Origin of the sequence: Pseudomonas sp. P5_152, assembly GCF_033989915.1 — a bacterium.
In the GTDB taxonomy this organism is placed as follows: Bacteria; Pseudomonadota; Gammaproteobacteria; order Pseudomonadales; family Pseudomonadaceae; genus Aquipseudomonas.
On sequence record NZ_JASFAH010000002.1, the window covers coordinates 5,372,624 to 5,394,963 of the forward strand.

General features: G+C 59.8%; 21 protein-coding genes. 17 read left to right on the forward strand and 4 right to left on the reverse strand.

Annotated features, from left to right (window positions below; all coding sequences use genetic code 11):
• The first annotated feature begins 1 nt into the window (after nt 1).
• From QMK50_RS24745 to QMK50_RS24775, 7 genes are read left to right on the forward strand one after another with little or no spacing between them, the layout of a single operon-like run.
• Nucleotides 2–2,476: an efflux RND transporter permease subunit gene (locus tag QMK50_RS24745; protein ID WP_320334235.1), complete on the forward strand. Its 2,475-nt coding sequence runs from the start codon at nt 2–4 to the stop codon at nt 2,474–2,476.
• Complete coding sequence (locus tag QMK50_RS24750) at nt 2,466–3,713, forward strand: MFS transporter (RefSeq protein WP_320334236.1); 1,248 nt, start codon at nt 2,466–2,468, stop codon at nt 3,711–3,713. The genes QMK50_RS24745 and QMK50_RS24750 overlap by 11 nt, the downstream gene beginning before the upstream one ends.
• Before the next feature lie 13 nt (nt 3,714–3,726).
• The gene (locus QMK50_RS24755) at nt 3,727–4,308 is read left to right on the forward strand and encodes a cupin domain-containing protein (RefSeq protein ID WP_320334237.1); all 582 of its coding nucleotides are present in this window, start codon (nt 3,727–3,729) and stop codon (nt 4,306–4,308) included.
• The gene (locus QMK50_RS24760) at nt 4,305–5,288 is read left to right on the forward strand and encodes a fumarylacetoacetate hydrolase family protein (protein ID WP_320334238.1); all 984 of its coding nucleotides are present in this window, start codon (nt 4,305–4,307) and stop codon (nt 5,286–5,288) included. Before QMK50_RS24755 ends, QMK50_RS24760 begins: the two co-directional genes overlap by 4 nt.
• Nucleotides 5,289–5,298: 10 nt before the next feature.
• Nucleotides 5,299–6,297: an NAD-dependent epimerase/dehydratase family protein gene (locus QMK50_RS24765; RefSeq protein ID WP_320334239.1), complete on the forward strand. Its 999-nt coding sequence runs from the start codon at nt 5,299–5,301 to the stop codon at nt 6,295–6,297.
• Complete coding sequence (locus QMK50_RS24770) at nt 6,281–7,075, forward strand: cyclase family protein (protein ID WP_159995146.1); 795 nt, start codon at nt 6,281–6,283, stop codon at nt 7,073–7,075. The genes QMK50_RS24765 and QMK50_RS24770 overlap by 17 nt, the downstream gene beginning before the upstream one ends.
• 56 nt (nt 7,076–7,131) lie before the next feature.
• Nucleotides 7,132–8,775: an arylsulfatase gene (locus QMK50_RS24775; RefSeq protein WP_320334240.1), complete on the forward strand. Its 1,644-nt coding sequence runs from the start codon at nt 7,132–7,134 to the stop codon at nt 8,773–8,775.
• Nucleotides 8,776–8,808: 33 nt separating this feature from the next.
• Here the strand turns inward: QMK50_RS24775 and pobA are convergent, their stop codons facing one another.
• Nucleotides 8,809–9,993: a 4-hydroxybenzoate 3-monooxygenase gene (gene pobA / locus QMK50_RS24780; protein ID WP_320334241.1), complete on the reverse strand. Its 1,185-nt coding sequence runs from the start codon at nt 9,991–9,993 to the stop codon at nt 8,809–8,811.
• 169 nt (nt 9,994–10,162) lie between these two features.
• Here pobA and QMK50_RS24785 point away from each other — a divergent pair, with 169 nt between their 5' ends.
• The 8 genes from QMK50_RS24785 (at nt 10,163) to QMK50_RS24820 (ending at nt 17,757) form a co-directional block, all read left to right on the forward strand.
• A complete protein-coding gene (locus QMK50_RS24785; protein ID WP_095170113.1) occupies nt 10,163–11,014 on the forward strand; it encodes a helix-turn-helix domain-containing protein in 852 nt (283 codons plus the stop codon).
• Nucleotides 11,015–11,046: 32 nt separating this feature from the next.
• Nucleotides 11,047–11,976, forward strand: coding sequence for a pca operon transcription factor PcaQ (pcaQ, locus tag QMK50_RS24790; protein WP_320334242.1), 930 nt, complete (start codon nt 11,047–11,049; stop codon nt 11,974–11,976).
• Between the two features lie 116 nt (nt 11,977–12,092).
• Nucleotides 12,093–12,812 (forward strand): protocatechuate 3,4-dioxygenase subunit beta, encoded by a 720-nt coding sequence (pcaH, locus tag QMK50_RS24795; RefSeq protein WP_095170115.1) that lies wholly within the window; start codon nt 12,093–12,095, stop codon nt 12,810–12,812.
• A 12-nt stretch (nt 12,813–12,824) separates the two neighbouring features.
• Entirely contained in the window at nt 12,825–13,427 is a 603-nt protein-coding gene (pcaG, locus tag QMK50_RS24800) for a protocatechuate 3,4-dioxygenase subunit alpha (protein WP_095170116.1), read from the forward strand.
• A gap of 65 nt (nt 13,428–13,492) precedes the next feature.
• Entirely contained in the window at nt 13,493–14,842 is a 1,350-nt protein-coding gene (locus QMK50_RS24805; protein WP_320334243.1) for an MFS transporter, read from the forward strand.
• Nucleotides 14,843–14,879: 37 nt separating this feature from the next.
• Complete coding sequence (locus tag QMK50_RS24810; protein WP_320334244.1) at nt 14,880–16,241, forward strand: 3-carboxy-cis,cis-muconate cycloisomerase; 1,362 nt, start codon at nt 14,880–14,882, stop codon at nt 16,239–16,241.
• A 23-nt stretch (nt 16,242–16,264) separates the two neighbouring features.
• Nucleotides 16,265–16,663, forward strand: coding sequence for a 4-carboxymuconolactone decarboxylase (gene pcaC, locus QMK50_RS24815; RefSeq protein WP_320334245.1), 399 nt, complete (start codon nt 16,265–16,267; stop codon nt 16,661–16,663).
• Nucleotides 16,664–16,827: 164 nt separating this feature from the next.
• On the forward strand, nt 16,828–17,757 hold the full coding sequence (locus QMK50_RS24820) for a methyltransferase domain-containing protein (protein ID WP_320334246.1): 930 nt from the start codon (nt 16,828–16,830) through the stop codon (nt 17,755–17,757).
• Between the two features lie 11 nt (nt 17,758–17,768).
• On the opposite strand, the gene QMK50_RS24825 is transcribed toward QMK50_RS24820, so the two are convergent.
• Complete coding sequence (locus QMK50_RS24825; protein ID WP_320334247.1) at nt 17,769–18,965, reverse strand: MFS transporter; 1,197 nt, start codon at nt 18,963–18,965, stop codon at nt 17,769–17,771.
• Between the two features lie 155 nt (nt 18,966–19,120).
• Between QMK50_RS24825 and QMK50_RS24830 the strand changes: the two genes are divergently transcribed.
• Nucleotides 19,121–20,047, forward strand: coding sequence for a LysR family transcriptional regulator (locus QMK50_RS24830; RefSeq protein WP_320334248.1), 927 nt, complete (start codon nt 19,121–19,123; stop codon nt 20,045–20,047).
• A 33-nt stretch (nt 20,048–20,080) separates the two neighbouring features.
• Here the strand turns inward: QMK50_RS24830 and QMK50_RS24835 are convergent, their stop codons facing one another.
• Entirely contained in the window at nt 20,081–20,716 is a 636-nt protein-coding gene (locus QMK50_RS24835; RefSeq protein ID WP_320334249.1) for a TetR/AcrR family transcriptional regulator, read from the reverse strand.
• Between the two features lie 84 nt (nt 20,717–20,800).
• Here QMK50_RS24835 and QMK50_RS24840 point away from each other — a divergent pair, with 84 nt between their 5' ends.
• Nucleotides 20,801–21,448, forward strand: a complete 648-nt coding sequence (locus QMK50_RS24840) for an NAD(P)H-dependent oxidoreductase (protein WP_320334250.1) — start codon at nt 20,801–20,803, stop codon at nt 21,446–21,448.
• Here the strand turns inward: QMK50_RS24840 and QMK50_RS24845 are convergent.
• The gene (locus QMK50_RS24845) at nt 21,426–22,328 is read right to left on the reverse strand and encodes an amino acid ABC transporter substrate-binding protein (RefSeq protein ID WP_320334251.1); all 903 of its coding nucleotides are present in this window, start codon (nt 22,326–22,328) and stop codon (nt 21,426–21,428) included. The two genes, QMK50_RS24840 and QMK50_RS24845, sit on opposite strands and share 23 nt — an antisense overlap.
• Nucleotides 22,329–22,340: the final 12 nt, after the last annotated feature.

Sequence of the window (22,340 nt, forward strand, 5' to 3'; positions counted from 1 at the left end):
TATGAAGTCTTTCGACAACGCCACGGCTAGCCTGGCGAATTTCGATCCACGCTCCGGTTCAGTGGTCGAACGCACGCTGTTTAATCACCGCCTGTGGGTTCTGCTGGTGTGTGTACTGACGACGCTGGTGCTGGGATATCAAGCCACCCGTATCGAGCTCAATGCCAGCTTCGAAAAAATGATCCCCACACAGCAACCCTACATTGCCAACTACCTTGAGCATCAGAAACAGCTCACGGGATTGGGCAACGCCCTGCGCATCGTGGTTGCGAACAAGCAAGGCGATATCTATGACGCCGAGTACCTCAAGACCCTGCAGGCCCTGAGCGACCGACTCTACCTTCTGCCGGGTGTCGACCGGGCATACATGAAGTCACTTTGGACACCGGCCACGCGCTGGGTCGCCGTGACCGAAGACGGCCTCGACGGCGGGCCGGTGATACCGGACGACTACAGCGGCACCGTCGCCAACCTGGATGCCTTGCGCCGCAATGTGCAGCGCTCCAACGAACTGGGGCAACTGGTGGCCCTGGACCAGACCTCCAGCATCATTTATGTGCCGTTGCTGGCGAGCACCACTGATGGTAAACCGCTGGATTACTCGGTCTTGTCCGAGCAATTGGAAACCCTGCGCAGCACCTATCAAAGTGACAACATTGATATTCGCATCACCGGTTTCGCGAAAAAAGTCGGCGATCTTATTGCCGGCCTGAAGCAGATTCTGCTGTTCTTCGCCGTCGCGATCCTGATCACCACCGCTGTGCTGTTCTGGTACACCCGCTGCCTGCGCAGCACGGTGCTGGTGGTGCTGTGCTCGCTAGTGGCGGTGGTCTGGCAACTTGGGTTGCTGCCATTGCTGAACTACCAGTTGGACCCGTATTCGGTGCTTGTGCCGTTTCTCGTGTTTGCCATCGGCATGAGCCACGGCGCGCAGAAAATGAACGGCATCATGCAGGACATCGGGCGTGGCATGCACCGGGTGGTGGCAGCACGATTTACCTTCCGACGCCTGTTCCTGGCGGGGCTGACAGCGCTGCTATGCGATGCCGTGGGGTTCGCGGTGCTGATGCTGATCAAGATCCAGGTGATTCAAGACCTTGCGGTAATCGCCAGCATTGGCGTGGCCGTGTTGATTTTCACCAACTTGATCCTGCTGCCGGTTTTGCTCTCTTATGTTGGTGTTTCACCGCGTGCCGCCCAACTGAGCCTGAAGAGCGAGCAGGCCGAGCAAAGCGGTCAGACCCGCCATGGGTTCTGGCGTTTTCTGGATCTGTTCACCCATCGTCGTTGGGCCAGCCTGTGTATCGCCATCAGCCTTGCGTTGGCAGCCGTGGGCTTTTTGGTCAGCTTGCAACTGAAAATTGGTGACCTGGATGCCGGTGCGCCGGAACTGCGTGCAGACTCGCGTTACAACCAGGACGATGCCTTCCTGACCCGTCATTACGGTGCCAGCAGTGACCTGTTTGCGGTGATGGTGAAAACCCCAGCCAGCAGCTGTGCACGCTACGACATCCTGGCCAAAGTCGATGCGCTGGACTGGCAACTGCGTGCCTTGCCGGGCGTGGACTCGACCAACTCGCTGGCGTTGCTCAACCGGCGCATGCTGGTCGGGCTCAGTGAAGGCAACCCAAAATGGTACGAGCTGCAGAACAACCAGGCGATGCTCAACATGATCACCGCCAGCGCACCGCGCGGGTTGTACAACGAAGACTGCAGTCTGTTGACCCTTTATGCCTATCTCACCGACCACAAGGCCGAAACGCTGACCCGTCTGGTGGAGCACGTCGAGCAGTTCGCTGCCGAGAACAATACAGACGAAGTGCAATTTCTGTTGGCGGCCGGAAACGCTGGGATCGAAGCGGCCACCAACATTGTGGTCAAACAAGCCAACCGCGAGATGCTCGTCTGGGTCTACGGCGCGGTCATTGTGCTGTGCCTGATTACCTTCCGTTCCTGGCGCGCGACGCTGTGTGCGGTGATTCCGCTGATGCTCACGTCCATCCTCTGCGAAGCCTTGATGGTCTGGCTGAACATCGGTGTGAAAGTCGCCACGCTGCCGGTCATCGCCCTGGGCGTCGGTATCGGCGTCGATTATGCGTTGTACGTGATGAGCATTCTGTTGGGCCATCTGCGCCAAGGGGCGAGCCTGTCCGAAGCGTATTACCGTGCACTGGTTTCCACCGGCAAGGTGGTGATGCTGACCGGTATCACCCTGGCTATCGGCGTGGCGACCTGGACGTTTTCACCCATCAAGTTTCAGGCCGACATGGGTGTGCTGTTGGCCTTCATGTTTGTCTGGAACATGGTCGGTGCCTTGGTGTTGCTGCCGGCGCTGGCGTACTTCCTGTTACCAGCGCGTAACCAGCCGCAGGGTGCCGTTGTGCCGAGGTCGGTGACTCACGTGGTGGGCGCTGAGGCGGCGGTGGACGTGGATGTTCAGCCCTTGCGCATCAAGGAGCTTTGTCATGGTCGCTGATACCTTCGTAAAACCCGCGCGCCAAGCCGGATCGATGCAATCGCTATTGCTCCTGCTGGGCAGCTGCCTGCCGGTGTTGGGCGCGGTGTTGCTGGCCCCGGTGCTGCCACGGATGCAGGCGCATTTTGCCGGCGTGGAGGGTAGCGCCGTGCTGGTTCCCATCGTTCTGACGTTGCCAGCGTTGGTGATCGCAGTGCTGGCGCCATTCGCCGGGCTGATCGCCGATCGCCTTGGGCGCAAGCCGTTGTTGCTGGCAAGCATGCTGCTGTACGTGATCTGCGGCGTGCTGCCGCTGTGGCTCGACTCACTGCAGGCCATCGTGCTCAGCCGAGCGGGCATTGGCTTGGCCGAGGCGGGCATCATGACCTGCTGCACCACACTGATGGGCGACTACTACAGCGGCGCCAGGCGCGAGCGTCTGTTTGCCTTGCAGATGGTCGCCACGTCGTTGTCGGCTGCGGTGTTCATCGCGTTGGGTGGCTTTCTGGGGCAAAACGACTGGCGTACGCCATTTGCGTTGTATGCCGTGGGTCTGATTTTCCTGCCGCTGATGGCCTGGAAATTGTGGGAACCGCAAGCCCGCACACAACCCGAGCAACCCACACAGTCGGTGCCGACCGGGAAGTTTCCGTGGCGTGCGCTCACGCCCATGTATGTGCTGTCGCTGTTGGCAGGTTTGAGCCTGTTTATCGTGCCGGTGCAGGCCGGTTACTTGCTCAACCTGCTGCACGTGGATGCTCCTCAACAAATCGGTATGACCATGGGCGCCAACCAGCTGGGCGTGCTCGTCGGGGCGCTGAGTTTTCGTTTGTTCAGTGGCATGCGTGGGCAGCACATGCTGCTGATTGCCTACGTGTTGGCGGGCGTCGGCGGGTTGTTGATGGCGGGTGCCGCGAGCCATCTGCAGGTTGTGGTCGCAGTGACGATCAATGGACTGGGCATCGGCTTGATGCTGCCAACACTGATCACCTGGATTATGGCGCAAGTCAATTTCCATCAGCGTGGGCGGGCGGCGGGGTGTTTCACTGCCGCGATCTTTGCCGGCGAATTTATCAGCCCCCTGGTGGTTCTGGGCCTGAGCCGAGGTGTCGCCACCGAGCTACCTCAGGCGCTGGCCATTGTCGGTGGGTTGCAACTGCTGGTCGCGCTGTTTTGCCTGGCCGTACCGAGGCTCGGCGGTCTGTTGCACGACGCAAATGCTGTACCCGGTGGCACGACCATCGGTGACGGAAACTGAACGAGGATTTTCCATGCAAACGCTTCCTGAATTCAAACGAGTGGTCACCGGTCACGATCAGCATGGCCAGGCCATCGTCGCCAGCAACGGACCCACGCCGAACGTGTTCGCGCTATCAGCGGTGCCAGGTACGGTGTTTTATGAACTGTGGAACAGCAGCACCAGCCCGGCTTTGCTCGACAACGCCGGTGACCCCAGCAGCAAGCCCCTGCAACTGAGCCCTGGGGCCCGGGGCAGTGTCATCCGGGTGGTGGACATTCCACCGGATAGCGTGCAGGACCAGGTCAGCGCTGAAGATGCCGCGGCGGTGTTCGCCGAAATCGGCGAGCCCCACGCAGCCACTGGCCAACGCGACTCCAAACACAAGTTGATGCACCGCACCGAGACGCTCGACTACGGCATCGTCACCGAAGGCGAGGTCTGGCTGGTCCTGGATGAAGAGGAGGTGCACCTCAAGCGCGGCGACGTGGTGGTTCAACGCGGTACCAATCATGCCTGGAGCAATCGCACCGAAGCGATGGCGCGCATGGTCTTCATCCTCCTCGACGGGCGCTATGGCGCTGAATTGAGCAACGACAAGGAAGCATCGGCATGAAACTCGCCACCCTGAAAAACGGTAGTCGCGATGGTCGACTCGTGGTGGTCTCGCGGGATCTCGCTTGGGCCTTGGATGCCGGCTCCGTGGCGCTCACCTTGCAACAGGCGATCGAGAGCTGGAGTAGCAGCCAGCCTCGCTTGCAGGTGCTGTCGAATCAGTTGAATGCGGGCGAGGCGGCGGATGCCTTTGTTTTTGACCCAAGCCAGGCCATGGCTCCATTGCCCCGCGCTTATCAATGGTGCGATGGCTCGGCATTTCTCAGTCACGGCGCCTTGATGCAGAAAGCGTTCAACCTCGATCCAATCGACGGCGTCGAACATACGCCGCTGATGTACCAGGGGGCAGGCGACGATTTCATTGGCGCACGCGACGATATCGCGTTGCCCAGCGAGAGCCAGGGCATCGACTTCGAAGGTGAGTTTGTCGTGTTGGTGGATGATGTACCCATGGGCTGCGCAGCGGGGCAGGCGCTGCAACACATCAAGCTGATCCTGCAAATCAACGACGTCAGTTTGCGCGCCTTGGCCCCCCGTGAAATGAGTACAGGTTTTGGGTTCTTGCAGGCCAAGCCGTCCTCCAGCTTCGCGCCGCTGGCCATTACCCCGGACGAACTGGGCGATGCCTGGCATGACGGTCGAGTGCATTTGCCTTTGCAGGTGCACTGGAACGGCCAATGGTTTGGTCATCCCCATGGCGGGCAGATGAACTTCAGTTTCGGCCAGTTGATCGCTCACGCTGCGCTCACCCGCAGGCTGCGAGCGGGGACGTTGATTGGCTCCGGTACGGTCTCCAATGCTGGAAGAAGTGCGGGGTCGGCGTGCATTGCCGAGCGTCGCGCCATCGAGATGATTGAGCATGGCGCCGCCCACACAGGTTACATGCGGTTTGGCGACCGCGTGCACATGGATGTCACAGGCAGCGATGGCCAGTCGCTGTTCGGTGCAATCGATCAATGTGTTGTTCAGGCCCAAGGCTGAGGGGCGCCCTATGCGTGTGTTGATTACCGGTGCCAATGGTTTTGTCGGGCGAGAGCTGGTGCGTTGCCTGCTGGCGCAGGGCAGCTTGCGCGGACGGGCCATTGGCTCGTTGCTGGTGCTGGATAAAGACTTGCAGGCCTTGCCGGAGGACAAGCGTCTTCGGCGTCATTTCGGTAGCGTGACCGACCCGGCCTTGATGCGGCGGGTATTGGCCGACGGCGTTGATGTGGTGTTCCATTTGGTCAGTGTTCCAGGTGGCGCGGCGGAAGAGCATTACGAACTCGGCTATCAGGTCAACCTGTTGGCCAGCCTGGAATTGCTCAACCAACTGCGTAACGTAAATCAGCCACCGGTGCTGGTGTATGCCAGCAGCGTTGCGGTGTACGGCGGCGACCTCCCGGCGCGAATGAGCGAGGCTGCCGAACTGCATCCTGAGTTGTCCTATGGCGCCCACAAAGCCATGGTGGAAAGTGCCATAAGCGATCTTGCCAGGCGCGGCGATGTCGATGGGCGGGTGTTGCGCTTGCCGGGCATCGTCGCTCGGCCCCGCGAGCCCAATGGACTGCGTTCTGCATTCATGAGCGATCTGATGCGGGCCTTCGCTGAAGGTGAAGCCTATTGCTGCCCGGTATCTCCCGAGGCGACGGCATGGTGGATGTCAGCCCGTTGTTGCGTGAGCAACCTGATCCACGCTGCAGAACTGGACAGCGGCTTACTTGGGGCGCAACGGGTGTGGCAGTTGCCGGTATTGCATCTGTCGATCGCCCAGGTGGTCGACGCATTGGCCGATCGTTACGGCCAGGAGCGCCGCGCATTGATCAGCTATGCACCCGACGCCCGCCTGCAAGCATTGTTCGCCTGTATGCCGCCATTAAAAACACCACTGGCACGCGCCGCCGGCTTCAACCATGACCGCAACGCCGCCACGCTGGTGCGCAACGCCCTGAATCCTTCGCCCCGTCGACCCTTGCCACTGACCGGAGACACCTTGCATGTCGCAGCCAACTAAATCCAAACGTCGTCTCGTGGACCTCTCGGTCACCCTCGACAACAACCCCTACACCGATCCACCACCGTTGCTGCCCAAGATCGATTACATGGATCACCAGCAAGGCTGGCCGGAAATGGCCGCGATGTTTCCGGGCCTGCAACTTGAGCAGATGCCGGGCAACGAATCCTGGGCAGCCGAACGATTGCACATCACCACCCACAGCGGCACACACATGGATGCGCCCTGGCATTACGCTTCGACCACCGATGGCGGCCAGCCGGCTTTTGGTATTGATGAGCTGCCGCTCGATTGGTGTCTACAGCCGGGTGTGAAGCTGGATTTTCGACATCTGGCCGATGGTCATGTGGTGACTGCCGGCGAGATCGAAGCCGAGCTGGCGCGAATCGGCCATCAATTGCAGCCTCTGGAAATCGTACTGATCAACACCCGTGCCGGCGCCTTGTTCGGTCAACCGGGTTATCTGGATGCCGGTGTCGGAATCGGTCGCGAAGCCACGATGTATTTGCTGGAGCGTGGCGTGCGGGTCGTCGGCACCGATGCCTGGAGTTGGGATGCACCGTTCAAGTACACCCGTGAGCGTTTTGCCGCCAACGGCGATGCCTCGATTATTTGGGAAGGGCACAAGGCCGGGCGCGATATCGGTTATGGGCAAATGGAAAAGCTCGCCAACCTGCAATCCCTGCCGGCCAGTGGATTCGTGGTGTCGTGTTTCCCCTACAAGATCAAGCATGCATCGGCGGGTTTTGTTCGTGCGGTGGCGATATTCGAAGAGTAGGGCGCCTGCGGGAAAAGCAGAAAAAGCCCTCGGTCAAACATAACAAGAGAAAAAACATGGCTCTTTTGCGTCTGCCTCAAACCTTACGCACGACCGTTCTGGTCCTGGGCAGCAGTCTGGCCGTGGCGGCCAGTGCTGATCCGGCGCAGCCCAATATCCTGTTGATCGTGGCTGATGACCTGGGTTACTCGGACCTGGGCAGCTATGGCGGTGAAATCAGCACGCCAACCCTGGATCAACTGGCCAGGGAGGGTTTGCAGTTCACTAACATGTACGCCGCGCCGACCTGTTCGATCACGCGTTCGATGCTGATGTCCGGTACCGACAACCACCTGGCCGGACTCGGCACCATGGCTGAAGCCTTGCAACCGTTTCAACGCGGCAAGCCGGGTTACGAGGGGTATCTGAACCAGCGCTCGTATTCGATTGCCGAGCTGCTGAAACAAGGCGGCTACAGCACGCTGATGGTTGGTAAGTGGCACCTGGGGCTAGAGCCGGATCAAGGACCGGATCAGCGCGGATTCGGGCAATCGTTCACCCTGCTGGAGGGCGGCGCCTCGCACTTCAAGCCGTCCAGTGTCGACCCAAGCAAGCTTGAACAAGTGCACTACCGCGAAAATGGCAAGGCCGTGGTGCTGCCGGATAACTTCTACTCCACGGATTTCTACACCGACAAGTTGATCGGTTACCTGCAAAACAGCCAAAAAGACGGGAAACCGTTTTTCGCCTACGCGGCTTTCACTTCGCCGCACTGGCCGCTGCAAGCCCCCAGGGAATATCTGGACAAATACCGTGGGCGGTTTGATCAGGGGTACGACAGCGTGCGTCTGGCCCGCATTCAACGGATGAAAAGCCTCGGCCTCATGGCGAGCGATGCCCTGCCTGCGCAGCCGTTGCCGGCGAACCCCAAGCTGCCTGGGTGGGAGCAACTGAGCCCTGAACAACAACGAGTCGAAGCACGGAAGATGGAAATCTACGCCGCCATGGTCGATAACCTCGACCATAACATTGGCCGCTTGATCGACTACCTGCGCCAGAGCGGGCAGTACGACAACACGCTGATTGTGTTTATGTCGGACAACGGCGCAGCAGGCGAAAACCACACTCAGTTCTCTGCGTTGGGCGCGCACACCGACAATAGCTTGGCCAACCTCGGAAAAAAAGGCTCACAGATTGACTATGGCCTGCGCTGGGCTGAAGTCAGCGCGGCACCGTTCCATCTGTTCAAAGGCACCACCGCAGAAGGTGGGATCAGCGTGCCGGCGATTGTCCAGTTGCCCAAGACACTGCGTCGTCAGGGTGTGGAACGTGGCGTTGCGCGAGTGGATGACATAGCGCCGACGTTTCTGGAAATGGCTGGTATCGCATTGCCGAGCGATAGCGCTAAACACCCGATTACCGGCAAATCCATGCTGCCAATGCTCGCCGGCAAGGGCAGCGCGCACAGCAACCATAGCCTGGCCGCAGAGCTGTTTGGCAACGCTTATTACCGCGAGGGAAATCTCAAGCTGTTGGGTATGCGACCCCAGGCAGGCTTTGGCGATAACGCGCAGGCGCTGCAATGGCAATTGTTCGATGTAGCGCAGGATCGCGGCGAAACCACCGACCTGGCTGCCTCCCGGCCCGAGACGGTGCAACGGCTCAAGGCTGCATGGTTGCAGTATGCCGAGCAGGTCGGTGTGGTGTTTCCTGCACATTGACCTGAGCACCGGGCTCAGGTCACGACTTGCCCATTACTCTATGGCTTCGTAGGGCAGGCCGACGTAATTCTCGGCAATGCTCTGGCGCCCGGCGGGCGAACTAACGAAGTAGTCGAGCTCGGTTTGCTGCATGCGCAGGCCAAAGGCGTCGGTGTCTGGGAACCGGTGTAGCAGCGAGGTCATCCACCAGGAAAAACGCTCGGCTTTCCACACTCGGCGCAGGCAGATCTGCGAGTATTTCTCCAGCAGATCGGTGCGACCCTCGCCATAGACCTTGAGCAAAATTCGATACAGCGTGCTGACATCGCTGGCGGCGAGATTCAGGCCCTTGGCACCGGTCGGCGGGACGATGTGAGCCGCATCACCGAGCAGGAACAGGCGGCCATATTGCATGGGTTCGACGACGAAACTGCGCAGCGGCGCGATACTTTTTTCAATGGAGGGGCCGGTCACCAACTGGTCGGCGAGGTGCGCGGGCAGGCGCAGTTTGAGTTCGCCCCAGAAGCGCTCATCGGGCCAGTCCTCGAGTTTTTCCTCGGTTCCCACTTGCACGTAATAACGGGTGCGAGTTTTCGAGCGCATGCTGCACAGGGCGAAGCCGCGCTCATGGTTGGCGTAGACCAGTTCCTCGTGGACGGGTGGGGTGTCGGCGAGGATACCGAGCCAGCCAAAGGGATAGACGCGCTCGAACACCTGCAGGGTGTCTGCCGGTATTGACTGTCGCGAGACGCCATGGAAACCGTCGCAACCGGCAATGTAATCGCAGTCCAGGCGGACGATCTCGCCGTTACGCTCAAAGGTGACGTAAGGGCTGTCACTCTTCATGCCGTGAGGTTGCACGTTCTCGGCGTCGTAGACGGTCGTGGCACCTGCGGTAGCGCGAGCCTCCATCAAGTCACGGGTGACTTCGGTCTGACCGTAGATCATCACGGTCTTGCCGCCGGTCAGCTGTTTGAGGTCAATGTGTTCACGACGTCCATCGAAGGCCAGTTCGAAACCGTCGTGCACCAGGCCATTGGCATCCATGCGTTCACTGACACCAGCCTCGCGCAACAGATCGACCATGCCTTGCTCCAGCACACCCGCACGGATACGCGAAAGGATGTACGGCGGGTTCTTGCGTTCGATGATGACGTTGTCGATGCCGGCGCGATGCAGCAATTGACCGAGCAGCAAGCCGGAGGGGCCGGCGCCGATGATGGCGACTTGAGTTTTCATTGTTGTAGTCCTGTCTGTGCGGCTGAAGGCGTTACGCCTTACAGAACGCTGTTATTTTTGTCTCCTGTATTTTTGATGACTAAAGTACCGATAAGAAGGCACTATCCGGCAAGATCCATGGACTTTTCGTGGATCGTCGCCATTGGGGGGAAACGTGAAATCTTCTGCCATGTCTGTTCCAGTGTTCAAACTCTATGGTGAGACCACGGTCTGGCCGACTCCCGATCTGCTGCATTGCGAGTCCATTCCAGAGCGCAGTCAGCTGCACAGTTGGGAAATAAAACCGCACTGGCACAGCGATCTGGTCCAGCTGTTGTATGTGCAGGCGGGACAGGCGGTACTGGAAGTCGAAGACCTGAGCACGCAAGTTCAAGGCCCGGCGTTACAGGTGGTACCCGCATTGAGTGTGCACGCCTTCAGGTTTTCCGAGGATATCCAGGGCCATGTCATTACTCTGGCCGTGCCCTTGGTCGAGCAGCTCGGCGCTGCGCTGGACAGCACGGCGCTGAATACCCCGGGCTGTTATTTGCCAGGTCCTGAGTCTGCTTACCTGGACACGCTGTTCGCCGCGATCAGTCGGGAATATAGCCAGGACCAACCTGGCCGCGATCCGATGTTGCACTCGTTGATCACGTTGCTGGTTGTCTGGCTCAGTCGTCGCAGCCTGGCGCTTTCACCGCCCGACACCAAACTCCGTGAGCGTGGTCGAGAGCATCTGCAGGGGTTTACCCGAGCCTTGGAGTTACGCTTTCGCGAGCACCTGCCCATCGAGCACTATGCGACGGCGCTGGGGATCAGCGCTGCTCACCTCAATGCCCTGTGTCGGCGCTTGTGTGGGCAATCGGCATTGGCGATGATCAACCAGCGACTGCTGCTCGAAGCCAAGCGCAATCTGGTGTATACGGCGATGACCGTCAATCAGGTGTCGGACAGCCTGGGCTTTTCCGAGCCTGCCTACTTCTCGCGCTTCTTCAAACGCGGAACCGGGCAGTCACCGAAACAATTTCGCATCCCGCGTTAGCGGATGCCAGACCTGCAAGGCAGCCAACTGCGGTGAATATCGATACCCGGATAAAATTTCGTCATTTGCTGTGTTTTCTCGAAGTAGCGCGCCAGGGAAGCCTGGCCCGTGCCTCGGATAAATTGGCAATCAGCCAGCCAGCGCTTTCCAAAACCCTCAAGGAACTGGAAACCTTGCTGGCCACCCGCTTGTTCACACGCAGCAAGAGTGGCGCCGCGCTGACCGACGCTGGGGTGGCTTTTCTGCGCTATGCCGGACCGAGCGTGCAAGCCCTGCGCGAAGGGGTCAATAACCTGCGTTCCGGTGAACATGCGCCGATCACCGCAAGGCTCGGCGTACTGTCCACAGTGGAAAGCCTGCTGGTACCGGAAGTCATCTGCCGCTTGCACGCCCGCCATCCGGCCTTGGTCGTGAGCGTGGTGACCGGACCCAGCGCGTACCTGCTGTCGCAACTGCGCGTCGGTGAGTTGGATCTGGTGGTCGGGCGGATGACCGATAGTCCACAGATTCTTGGCCTGGCATTCGAGCACCTGTACAGCGAATCCATGACCCTGGTGGTGCGTAGCGGCCATCCGCTGCTGAGCGATCCCCACGGTCACCAAAGTCTTGAAGACTATCCGCTGGTACTGCCATTGGCCGGGACGACGATCCGCAAGTTCGCCGACAGCCTGTTTGTGCAGCACGACATCAGCCCGCCGCGCCGGCGTCTTGAAACCTTGTCGCTGACCCTGAGTCGGCGTTACGTGGAGTGCAGTGAGGCGGTCTGGGTCGCGCCGTTGGATGCCGTCAGGCAAGACCTGAGCCGCGGTGCATTGGTCGAATTGGATTTGGGCATTCGTGAACCGGGTGGCTCGGTTGGCATGTGCAGCAACCCCGCGCTGCCCATGCCGCTGGCAACCCAATGGTGCGTGGAGGTGCTGCGCGAAGTGGGGGAGGAGTATCGCGAGGGACGCTATCCATAACCATTTGGATATGGATAGCGGCTGTTTTTTCAGTTTTGGATCAGCTCTTGCCGGGAGAGACTGGGCGACAGGCTGTTGCCTATCAGCCGTTACCCATAACAATCAAGGAGACTGATATGTCTGATGCGGACAATGCCCGCTTCGTCATTCGTGACCGCAATTGGCATCCCAAGGCCCTGACCCCGGATTACAAAACCTCGATCTTGCGTTCCCCCCGGCAGGCCCTGGTCAGCATTCCTCAGTCTCTCTCGGAAACCACCGGGCCGGACTTTTCCCACCTGAAAATGGGCCAGCACGATAACGATCTGCTGCTCAACTTCAACCACGGTGGGCTTCCCGTCGGCGAGCGCATCATCGTGGCCGGGCGGGTCTGTGACCAATACGGCAAGCCAATCCCCCATACCCTGGTCGAGATGTGGCAAGCCAATGCCGGTGGTCGCTACCGGCACAAGAAAGACAGCTACCTGGCAGCCATCGACCCCAATTTTGGTGGCGTTGGCCGGGCCTTGACCGACCGCGACGGCAACTACAGTTTCCGCACGGTCAAACCTGGCCCGTACCCATGGCGCAACGGACCCAATGACTGGCGGCCTGCGCATATTCACTTCTCGATCAGTGGCCCGTCCATTGCGACCCGCTTGATCACTCAGCTGTATTTTGAAGGCGACCCACTGATCCCCATGTGCCCGATCGTCAAGTCGATCGCCAATCCGGATGCGGTACAGAGCTTGATCGCCAAGCTCGACATGAGCATGGCCAATCCGATGGACTGCCTGGCTTATCGCTTTGATATCGTTTTGCGCGGTCAACGCCAGACCCATTTCGAAAACTGCTGAGGAGGCTCGCGCATGCCCGTTCAACTTTTACCTGAAACCCCTTCGCAAACGGCTGGCCCTTACGTGCATATCGGCCTGGCGCTGGAGGCGGCTGGCAATCCACCCCGCGAGCAGGAAATCTGGAACGAGATGGCCAAACCCGGAGCCCCGGGCGAGCATATTCTGCTGCTGGGCAATGTCTATGACGGCAATGGCCACCTGATCCGTGACTCGTTCCTGGAGTTTTGGCAGGCCAACCACGAGGGTGTGTACGAGGTCGAATACAACCTTGAAAACCCCTTCAATAGTTTTGGCCGGACTGCCACCACGGATGTCGGCGAGTGGCGGTTGCATACCATCAAGCCGGGCGTCGTTCGCAACGCAGCCGGTGTGCCCATGGCGGCGCATATCAATGTGGCGTTGTTTGCCCGTGGCATCAACATTCACCTGCAGACCCGCCTGTACTTCGACGATGAGGTCGAGGCCAATTCCCTCGATCCGGTACTTAACCTGATCGAGCAGCCGCAACGTCGGGAAAGCTTGATCGCCAAGCGTTGCACCGTTGACGGCAAGCTGGCCTACCGCTTTGACATTCGTGTCCAAGGTGAGGCGGAAACAGTGTTCTTCGACTTCTAGGGTTGCAAGCCTGCGTGCGCTGTACCGGTTTTCCAAGCGTCTAATAAAAATAAAGGAAATTTTGCATGACTGTCTCCGTACCTGCGCCGGTGGCCGGCACGCTCGATGTCGAGGCGTTGATCAACACCAAGGCACTCTCCACCTACCAATGGCGGATCGTCTTGCTGTGCTTTCTGATCGTGTTCCTGGATGGTCTGGACACGGCCGCCATGGGCTTTATCGCACCGGCGCTGAGCCAGGACTGGGGCATTGATCGCGCCAGCCTGGGGCCGGTGATGAGTGCGGCATTGATTGGCATGGTCTTCGGCGCCCTGGGTTCCGGGCCACTGGCGGACCGTTTCGGGCGCAAAGTGGTGCTGGTGGTCTCGGTGTTTCTGTTCGGCTTGTTCAGCTTGCTCTCGGCCTACAGCAACAACGTCGAGCAGTTGCTGGCTTTGCGTCTGCTGACCGGCCTGGGGTTGGGAGCAGCGATGCCCAACGCCACCACATTGCTGTCCGAATACACCCCGGATCGACTCAAGTCACTGCTGGTGACCAGCATGTTCTGCGGTTTCAACCTGGGAATGGCGTGTGGCGGATTCGTCTCGGCGAAGATGATTCCGCTGCTGGGCTGGCACAGCCTGTTGATGCTCGGCGGGATCTTGCCATTGGTGTTGTCCGTGGTGCTGTTGCTCTGGCTACCGGAGTCGGCGCGCTTTCTGGTGGTGCGTAATCACAGCGTAAAGCGGATTCGCCAGGTACTGGCACCGATCGCCCCGCAGGAGGTCGCCTCGGCGGCGGGCTTCAGCGTGCCGGAGCAGGGCGTGGTGCAAAGCCGCAATGTGCTGAAAGTGATTTTCTCCGGTACTTACAGCGTCGGCACCTTGTTGCTCTGGCTCACCTACTTCATGGGCTTGGTGATCGTTTACCTGTTGACCAGTTGGCTGCCAACCCTGATGCGTGACAGCGGCGCGAGCATGGAGCAGTCGGCGTTCATCGGTGCATTGTTCCAGTTCGGTGGCGTGCTCAGTGCAGTGGGTGTGGGCTGGGCGATGGACAAGTTCAATCCGCACAAGGTCATCGGCATCACCTACCTGTTGGCTGGCGTCTTTGTCTGGCTGGTCGGGCAGAGCCTGGGCAATGTCACCTTGCTTGCGACCCTGGTGCTGTTGGCGGGTATGTGCATCAACGGCGCACAATCGGCGATGCCATCGCTGGCGGCGCGTTTTTATCCGACCCAGGGGCGCGCCACGGGTGTGTCGTGGATGCTCGGCGTTGGCCGTTTTGGGGCAATCCTCGGTGCTTGGACTGGGGCGACATTACTGGGGCTGGGGTGGAACTTCGAGCAGGTGCTGAGCGCCTTGGTGGTGCCCGCGGCATTGGCCACCGTTGCGGTCGTGATCAAGGGGCTGGTGAGCCATGCGGACGCCACCTGAGATGACCTGACTGATTTCTGAATTCTGGAGTAATGGCGTGAACAGACCCACCAATCAACTCTTCGATAGCTATTTCACACAGTCGGCCATGCGCGAGATTTTTTCCGACCGGGGCCGGGTGCAGGGCATGCTGGATTTCGAAGCCGCGCTGGCCCGCGCCGAAGCCGGCATCAAGCTCATTCCCCCCGAAGTGGTGGCGGATATCGTCGCGGCCTGTCGCGCCGAACGCTACGATTTCGATGCGTTGGCCATTGCCATTGGCAGCGCGGGCAACTCGGCGATTCCCTTGGTCAAGGCGCTGGGCAAGGAGGTGGCGGGGCAGAATCCGGCGGCTGAACGTTACGTACACCTGGGCGCAACCAGCCAGGACGCGATGGACAGCGGCCTGGTGTTGCAATTGCGTGCAGCCATCGAGTTGTTGGAAGGCGATATGGCGCAACTGGCCGACGTGCTTGCGCAGCAGGCGCTGCGTTATGCGGGCACGCCGATGGTCGGACGTACGTGGTTGCAACAGGCAACGCCGGTGACCCTCGGTATGAAGATCGCTGGCTGGCTGGGCGCCATCACCCGTCATCGCCAACGCCTGGTTGAAATCAAGCCGCGTTTGCTCTGCCTGCAGTTTGGCGGTGCCTCCGGCAGCTTGGCGGCGCTAGGTGATCAAGCCTTTGTTGTGGCGCAAGCCCTGGCCACTGAACTGAAATTGAACCTGCCCGAGCAGCCCTGGCACACCCAGCGTGATCGCCTGGTGGAATTTGCCAGCCTGCTGGGAATGATCGCCGGCAGTCTGGGCAAGGTCGGCCGGGATCTGAGCCTGCTGATGCAGACCGAAGTGGGGGAAGTGTTCGAACCCACTGCGCCGGGCAAGGGTGGTTCTTCGACCATGCCGCACAAGCGCAATCCGGTTGGCGCAGCGGTGATGATCGGTGCGGCGACCCGTGCGCCGGGACTGGTGTCGACCATGTTTGCCGCCATGCCACAAGAACATGAACGTAGCCTCGGGCTCTGGCATGCCGAATGGGAAACCTTGCCGCAATTGTGCTGCCTGGTATCGGGCTCATTGCAACAGGCGCTGCAGGTGGTTCCCTGGCTGGAAGTCGATGCCGAGCGCATGCTGCACAACTTGCAGCTGAGCCAGGGGCTGGTGCTGGCAGAGGCCGTCAGTATCGCTCTTGCCCAGCGTATCGGTCGCGATGCTGCCCACCACCTGATAGAGCAATGCTGTCGCCGCGCCGTAGAGCACGGCGTGCATTTACGTGAAGTACTCGACAGCGAACCGCAAGTCAGCGCGCAGCTGTCCGCGGATGAACTGGAGCGGCTGCTCGACCCCTCCCATTACCTGGGGCAAGCGCAGTGCTGGGTCGAGCGCGCGGTTGCCGATCATCAGGCTTTTACCCTTTGAACGCTTGGCAAGAGGATTGTGAAATGGACGAAAAGCAACGTTACGAAGCCGGCATGCAAGTGCGCCGCGAGGTGCTGGGCGATGCCCATGTTGATCGCAGCCTGGAACAACTGACGCCCTTCAATGCGCAGTTCCAGGAAATGATTACCCGACATGCCTGGGGCGACATCTGGACCCGTCCCGGCCTGCCACGCCATACCCGCAGCCTGATCACCATTGCCATGCTGATCGGGATGAATCGCGAAGGTGAGTTACGCCTGCATCTACGTGCGGCGAAGAACAATGGCGTGACCCGTGATGAGATCAAGGAAGTCTTGATGCAGAGTGCTATCTACTGTGGCATTCCTGCTGCCAACGCGAGCTTCCATCTTGCTGAGTCCATCTGGGACGAGGTGGGTGTGGAGTCGTTGAACACGATTTAGATCGTGACACGGCACCGGCAGTGCCAGTGGTTTAACAGCGATGTATTGGGATCACGTTGAGGGATTGTCGAATCAGGTCTATGCTTTTTTGTGGTTAAAAAGTACGTACAGATAGGTTTGACGGGAAAGCTTCTGGATCCTTGGTTGGACGGGAGCCAATTTGCATGCAGATCCACGCTATGCGCCAGGAGCCACTCACGTCTATGAAACCCACGCTCGCCACACAAGTACACTCTGTCGGAACTGATTTTGACTCTCCATTTGTCGTTGAACATACCATCAATGAGGTCGTGCAGCGTGTCGCGGCGCAGGGCCTGAGCCTGGGGGTTGGGGACGGAGGGTTACATTTCGATAGTCGTCGTTTTGCGGTGACCGTCGAATACATGAAGGCCTATGGGTTGCATCAAGGTTATTGCCTTGAGATCGGCAGCCTTGAATACCTTAGCTCTCGTGTGATCTGGTCTTTTTTTCCAGAAGCGATTGCGCGAGGAACTTCCCATGACCTGCGCAAAGATCCAATCCCCTATGCCGATAATTCTATTGATAATGTGATCTGCACAGAAGTTATCGAACATATTTCAGATATAGATTACGAGCAGGCAACCACCTTGGATGGCGTATTTTTTTTCCTTGGTGAAGTGCATCGAGTACTGAGAGTGGGTGGCAGGGCGCTGATTTCTACTCCCAACGCCAGCAGTTTGTGGGCGCTCCAACAAGCGCTGGTGAAAAATGCCCCGCTGATGTATGACTGGCATTTCCGCGAATTTACCTTGAGCGAGATGCAGCAAATCGTAGAGCATGCAGGTTTTAAAATAGTTGCTCACAATACCGAATTCGTCTGGCATCTCTGGGATTTCACCCCACTCGAAAATTTTCTCGCTAGCTCAGGTTATGATCTTTCCGGGCGCGGCGATGACCAATTCATTGTCATTGAAAAAGTCGCGGCTCCAGTCAAAAAGCCCCATCACTTGATGCTCCCTACCAAGGAACAGTGGAAAGAGCGCGGTGTGCGCCTGTTAAGAAATAATCTAAAGCGCACATTTTACAATTTTAAACTTTGGCTGAAAGTCAAGGTAAAGACATTGCTTCGATAGCGGATTGCTGGTCAGGCTTTTCTACCTGTAACCAGGTCAGAAGCCCCGAGAAAGTAAAACACCCCACCGGCAACCACAAACCCCCCAAGCATGTAGAAGATAAAGTGCGCAGGCTGGCTCGCCAGGACCATACCGCACAGCACCGGCCCCAGTGCCGCGCCGAGGTTGCTGAGGTTTTGTGCGCCGTAGTACAAACCGCGCAGAGGGGCTGGGGCAATGTGGTCGATGAACATGTATTCGGCGGGGAACACGATGATTTCGCCGAGGGTGAAAATGGCCATGGACAGCACCCAGAGCATGACGCTGGTCGAGAGGGCAAACCCGCCCAACCCCAGCAGGAACATGCTCAAGCCCGCCGCCAGCCAGAGGTTCAGCTGGCGCTGGGAGATCCTCCGGCCGATCAGGTATTGCAGGCTGATCACCATGACGGCATTGGTCGTGACCAGGGCGCTGATGACCTGATAAGCGAACTCGGGCGTGGTCGTGACCACCAGGTACTGCGAGAGGTAGGCCGTGAACTGACCAAAGACCACGGCACTGAGCAGCCCGCCCAGGGTGAAGCAGACCAGTCGCCGGTCCTTGAGCAGCAGTTTGCCCGTCGCCAGAAATGCGCCGGGCGCACGGGTCGTATCAAGCACCTGCAGCGCTCTGTCGCCCCACCGCCAATAGACCCCGAAGAAGCCTGCGCCGAGCCCCGCGGACAACAGGAAAGGCAAGCTGATATCCAGCCGGGCCATCCCGGCGCCCAGCAATGGGCCGACGGCGTAACCGATATTGCTCAGGGTGTACTTGATCGAAAACACCCGGCTGCGCTCGCCTGGTGCGAGCAGGCGGCCGAACCCGGATTTGACCGCGATATCGATTACCGCAAATGCCAGGTTGATCACCACCAGGCAGAGGTAGAACAGCCACAGGTTGCGCGCCAGGAACGTGCCGAGAAAACCCAGGGCAAACACCGCGCTGCAAACCAGGATCAGGCGGTGGCTGCACACTCTGTCCACCAGGAAGCCGCCGTAGAGGCTCAACAACGACCCGACGATCAGGCTGCTGCCAATCACCAGTCCGACATCCGCCACACTCAAGCCGAAGTTGGCGCTCAAGTAGATCACTAGATAGGGCAGGGTGACTGCCCGCGCCAGGGTCAAGACCAGGGAGGCACTGAGCAGTAGTTGTACTGTGCGTGGATAATTTTTCAGGGTGGCAAGCATCCGTTCCTCATCGTTCAACGGGGTGGATTCAGCAGCGTTGTCAGGCGCGGGGCATTGATAGATGCGCTGGAATCCAGCTTACTGGGGAATGCTGTTCGGATTGGTGATGGTTTTTCCACTGCTGCCGGAATCTGATTCATTAATGTGGGACGTGTATGTTTTCTTCAGAACGCTTGAAGGGCATTGATGTGTTTGTCTGTGTCGCGGACGCTGGCAGTTTCCGGGTTGCCGCCGAGCGGATGCACCTGACGGCCTCGGCCATCAGCAAAAGCATCGCCCGCCTTGAGGCGCGGCTGGGGGCGCGGTTGTTCCAGCGCACGACGCGACGCCTGGCATTGACCGATGCGGGGATGACGTTCTATCGCACCTGTAGCGGGGTGCTGGCCAATCTGGAAGAGGCAGAGCTGGCGCTGCATAGCGAAACCACTGAGCTTCAGGGGCGGGTTCGGCTGGATCTTCCCGGTGCCTTCGGCCGGGCCCAGGCACTGCCACTGATACTGCAGTTTGCCCAGGAGCATCCGCGGCTGCTGCCGCATATTTCCTTTTCCGACCGTTACAGCGATCCGATTGCCGAAGGTGTCGACATTGTGGTGCGCATTGGGGGCGCGGACATCTGGCCCGATACCCTGGGGCATCACTACCTGGGCAATGAGTGGCATGTCTTCTGCGCGTCACCCGCGTACTTGAGCCAGCATGGCACGCCCGTGTCCGAGGACGATCTGCAGCATCACCAGTGCATCGCCTACGGCTGGGTCGATGGCAACGTCAGCCCGTGGAGCTTTGCCGGCACCCGCGCCGGGGAAACCGAGCGCCGGCAGGTGCCTGCCACGCTGGTGGTGGGGGATGGCGAAGGATTGTTGGTCGCGGTACTGGCGGGGGGCGGAATCGCGCAACTACCGACGTGGTTGATCCAGCAGCACCTGGAAGTGGGGACTCTGGTCGAAGTGCTCCCTCGGTTGGCAACCGACGGCCAGGCGATCAACCTGGTCTGGCAAAAAAGCCGGCAGGTACTTCCCCGCATCAGTGCCTTGCTGCAGGTCCTCGCCACAGGCCTGAAGCCTTCCAGTGGCAACGGCGTGTGAGGCGTTCTGGCTGGGAACACCCTGTTTCAACGTTTACTCAAGGCCTGCCGAGCTGCCACTGCGTTCGACCATCGCGACGATGGTTGCAAACAGTTCGTCTTGCGCCTCGGTAGGGGTGATTTCAGCCGTCGTGGCGGCGTGGGAGAGCGCCTCGGCGGCGCCGAGCATTGCTCGCAGGCCGGCGGCTGCAATCTGCCCACCCTTGGCGAAAGGGGCGAGGGCGCTGCGGCATTTCTCGATGAAGATCGCCTGGTACTCAGCCTTGATTTTTTCCAGCTCCGGCGAGCTCGCCAGCGCTGCGATTACCCCTGGTATCTCGTTGCCCTGTAGCAAGACGCACTCGACATAGGAGCTGGCGATTACACTCGCCCGACTGGCCAGGGTCGGTTCGCTAGCCTCGAGCGCCGCATCCATCAGTGACGTCTGGCGTCCGTCGAAATCCTGATAGAGCGCCGCCAGCAGCCCCGGCCGGGTGATGAAATGGTCATAGACCACGGGTTTGGTGACCCCGGCTGCCTCGGCCAGGCGTCCCAGGGTCAAGGCCTCGGTGCCTTCCTCCCGGACCAGTTGCCAGGCGACATCCAATAACTGACGCAGGCGGTCCTCGCGAGACAGGCGGCGCCGCGCTGGGGCGGTGGGATCTGACTGAGGCGGTTGGCGACTTGACATGCTTATATACCAAACGTAACTTAGTGGCGTTAACTTACTAAAAGTATATAGCTCTCGTCCTCACCCGTCAGCAGGAGTTTTGCCATGCATGCACTCATCGTGGTCGCTCATCATGATCCCCGCTCGCTGAGCCAGAGTATCGCGGCGCAGATCGCCCAGGGCCTGGCCGATACTGGCAACACATTGGAAGTCGCTGACCTGTGGGCGGAAGGTTTCGACCCCAGGTTTGGTGCTGCCGATTTTGCCGTGCATCACCGCCAAGCCCCGGCGCCTGCCGAGGTGGCGGCCGAGCAGGCACGGATCGACCGCGCCGATGCCCTGGTGCTGGTGTATCCGGTGTTCTGGTGGTCGATGCCGGCGCTGCTCAAGGGCTGGATCGATCGAGTGTTCAGCAATGGCTGGGCGTTCGATTTCACCGCCGATGCGCCACTGCTGAAAAAACTCCAGCACCTGCAGGTGCACCTGATCGGGGTCGGTGGCGCGGACCGCGGCACCTACGAACGGCACGGCTATGGGCTGGCGATGAAGACCCAGATAGATCACGGGATCTTCGATTACTGCGGGGCCCAGGTCATGACGTCTGAGTTACTGCTGGAGTCGGAAACCCAAGACCCGCGAGCGCATCTGCAACTGGCGCGGCAGTTGGGGCGCAGTCTGTTCAGCGCAACGATCGCCGATCGTGCTGTACGGGCTCCCGGCCCGGTCGCGCTCAAGGAATCGCATAGACCTTGAACAGCTTTTTCGCCGTCTCGCCGACACCACCCAGGTGCCTGGCGTAGGCCTGTTCGATCTCGCCCGAGCGATACATCTCACTCAAGACGGTGTCGACCAGCAGGCGCCAATCTTCATCCTCGCGCGCCAGCGCCATGGCCGTCGGCGAGTACTCGAACACGCGATCCAGCAGGACCAGGTTGGCGGCGGGTTGATTAGCGAGCAGGTTGCTCAGCAGCATGCGTTCGGCGAAGAAGGCATCGGCCTGGCCTTCGGCGACCAACTTGAGACCCGCCGCGGTGTCCGGCACGGTGACCAGGCTGGACACCACGCCCAGCAATTGCATTTGCTGGCGGATCCAGGCTTCGGTGATACCGCCGGCGGTGGTGGCGTAGGTCTGGTTGGCCAGCCCATGATTGACGGTCGCGCGCCAGGTCGGCCCGGTCCGAGCGACCTTGCCGTCCAGCACGTTGAGCAGCGATTCGGATGCATCCTGGCGCACCACGGCCGACAGGCCCGCGGTATAGATCGGGATCGAGTAGCTCACCCGCTGGCGCCGCGCCAGGGTCGGTGGCGTCGGCGTACAGAGGATATCGACCTTGCCTGAGCTGACGGCCAGCATCTCGTCGTCGTTGGCCACCGGTTGGTAGCGCACCTGCAACGTTGGTAATCCCAGCTCGTTCTTGAGCTTGTCGGCGACTTTCAGGCACAGGTCGATGGCATAGCCGTTGGCGTTGTCGCCAGTCTGGACGCTAAAGGGGGCGAAATTCGCCAGGTAACCGAGGGTCAAGGTATGGCTCGCCCGCACGCGCTCCAGGGTACTGGCGCTGGCGATCATCGGCGCAATTGCCAGCAGGCAGGTAAAGAGCAGGTGGGTAGTTCTGGTGCGTTGTTGATTCATCGTCTGGCCCCG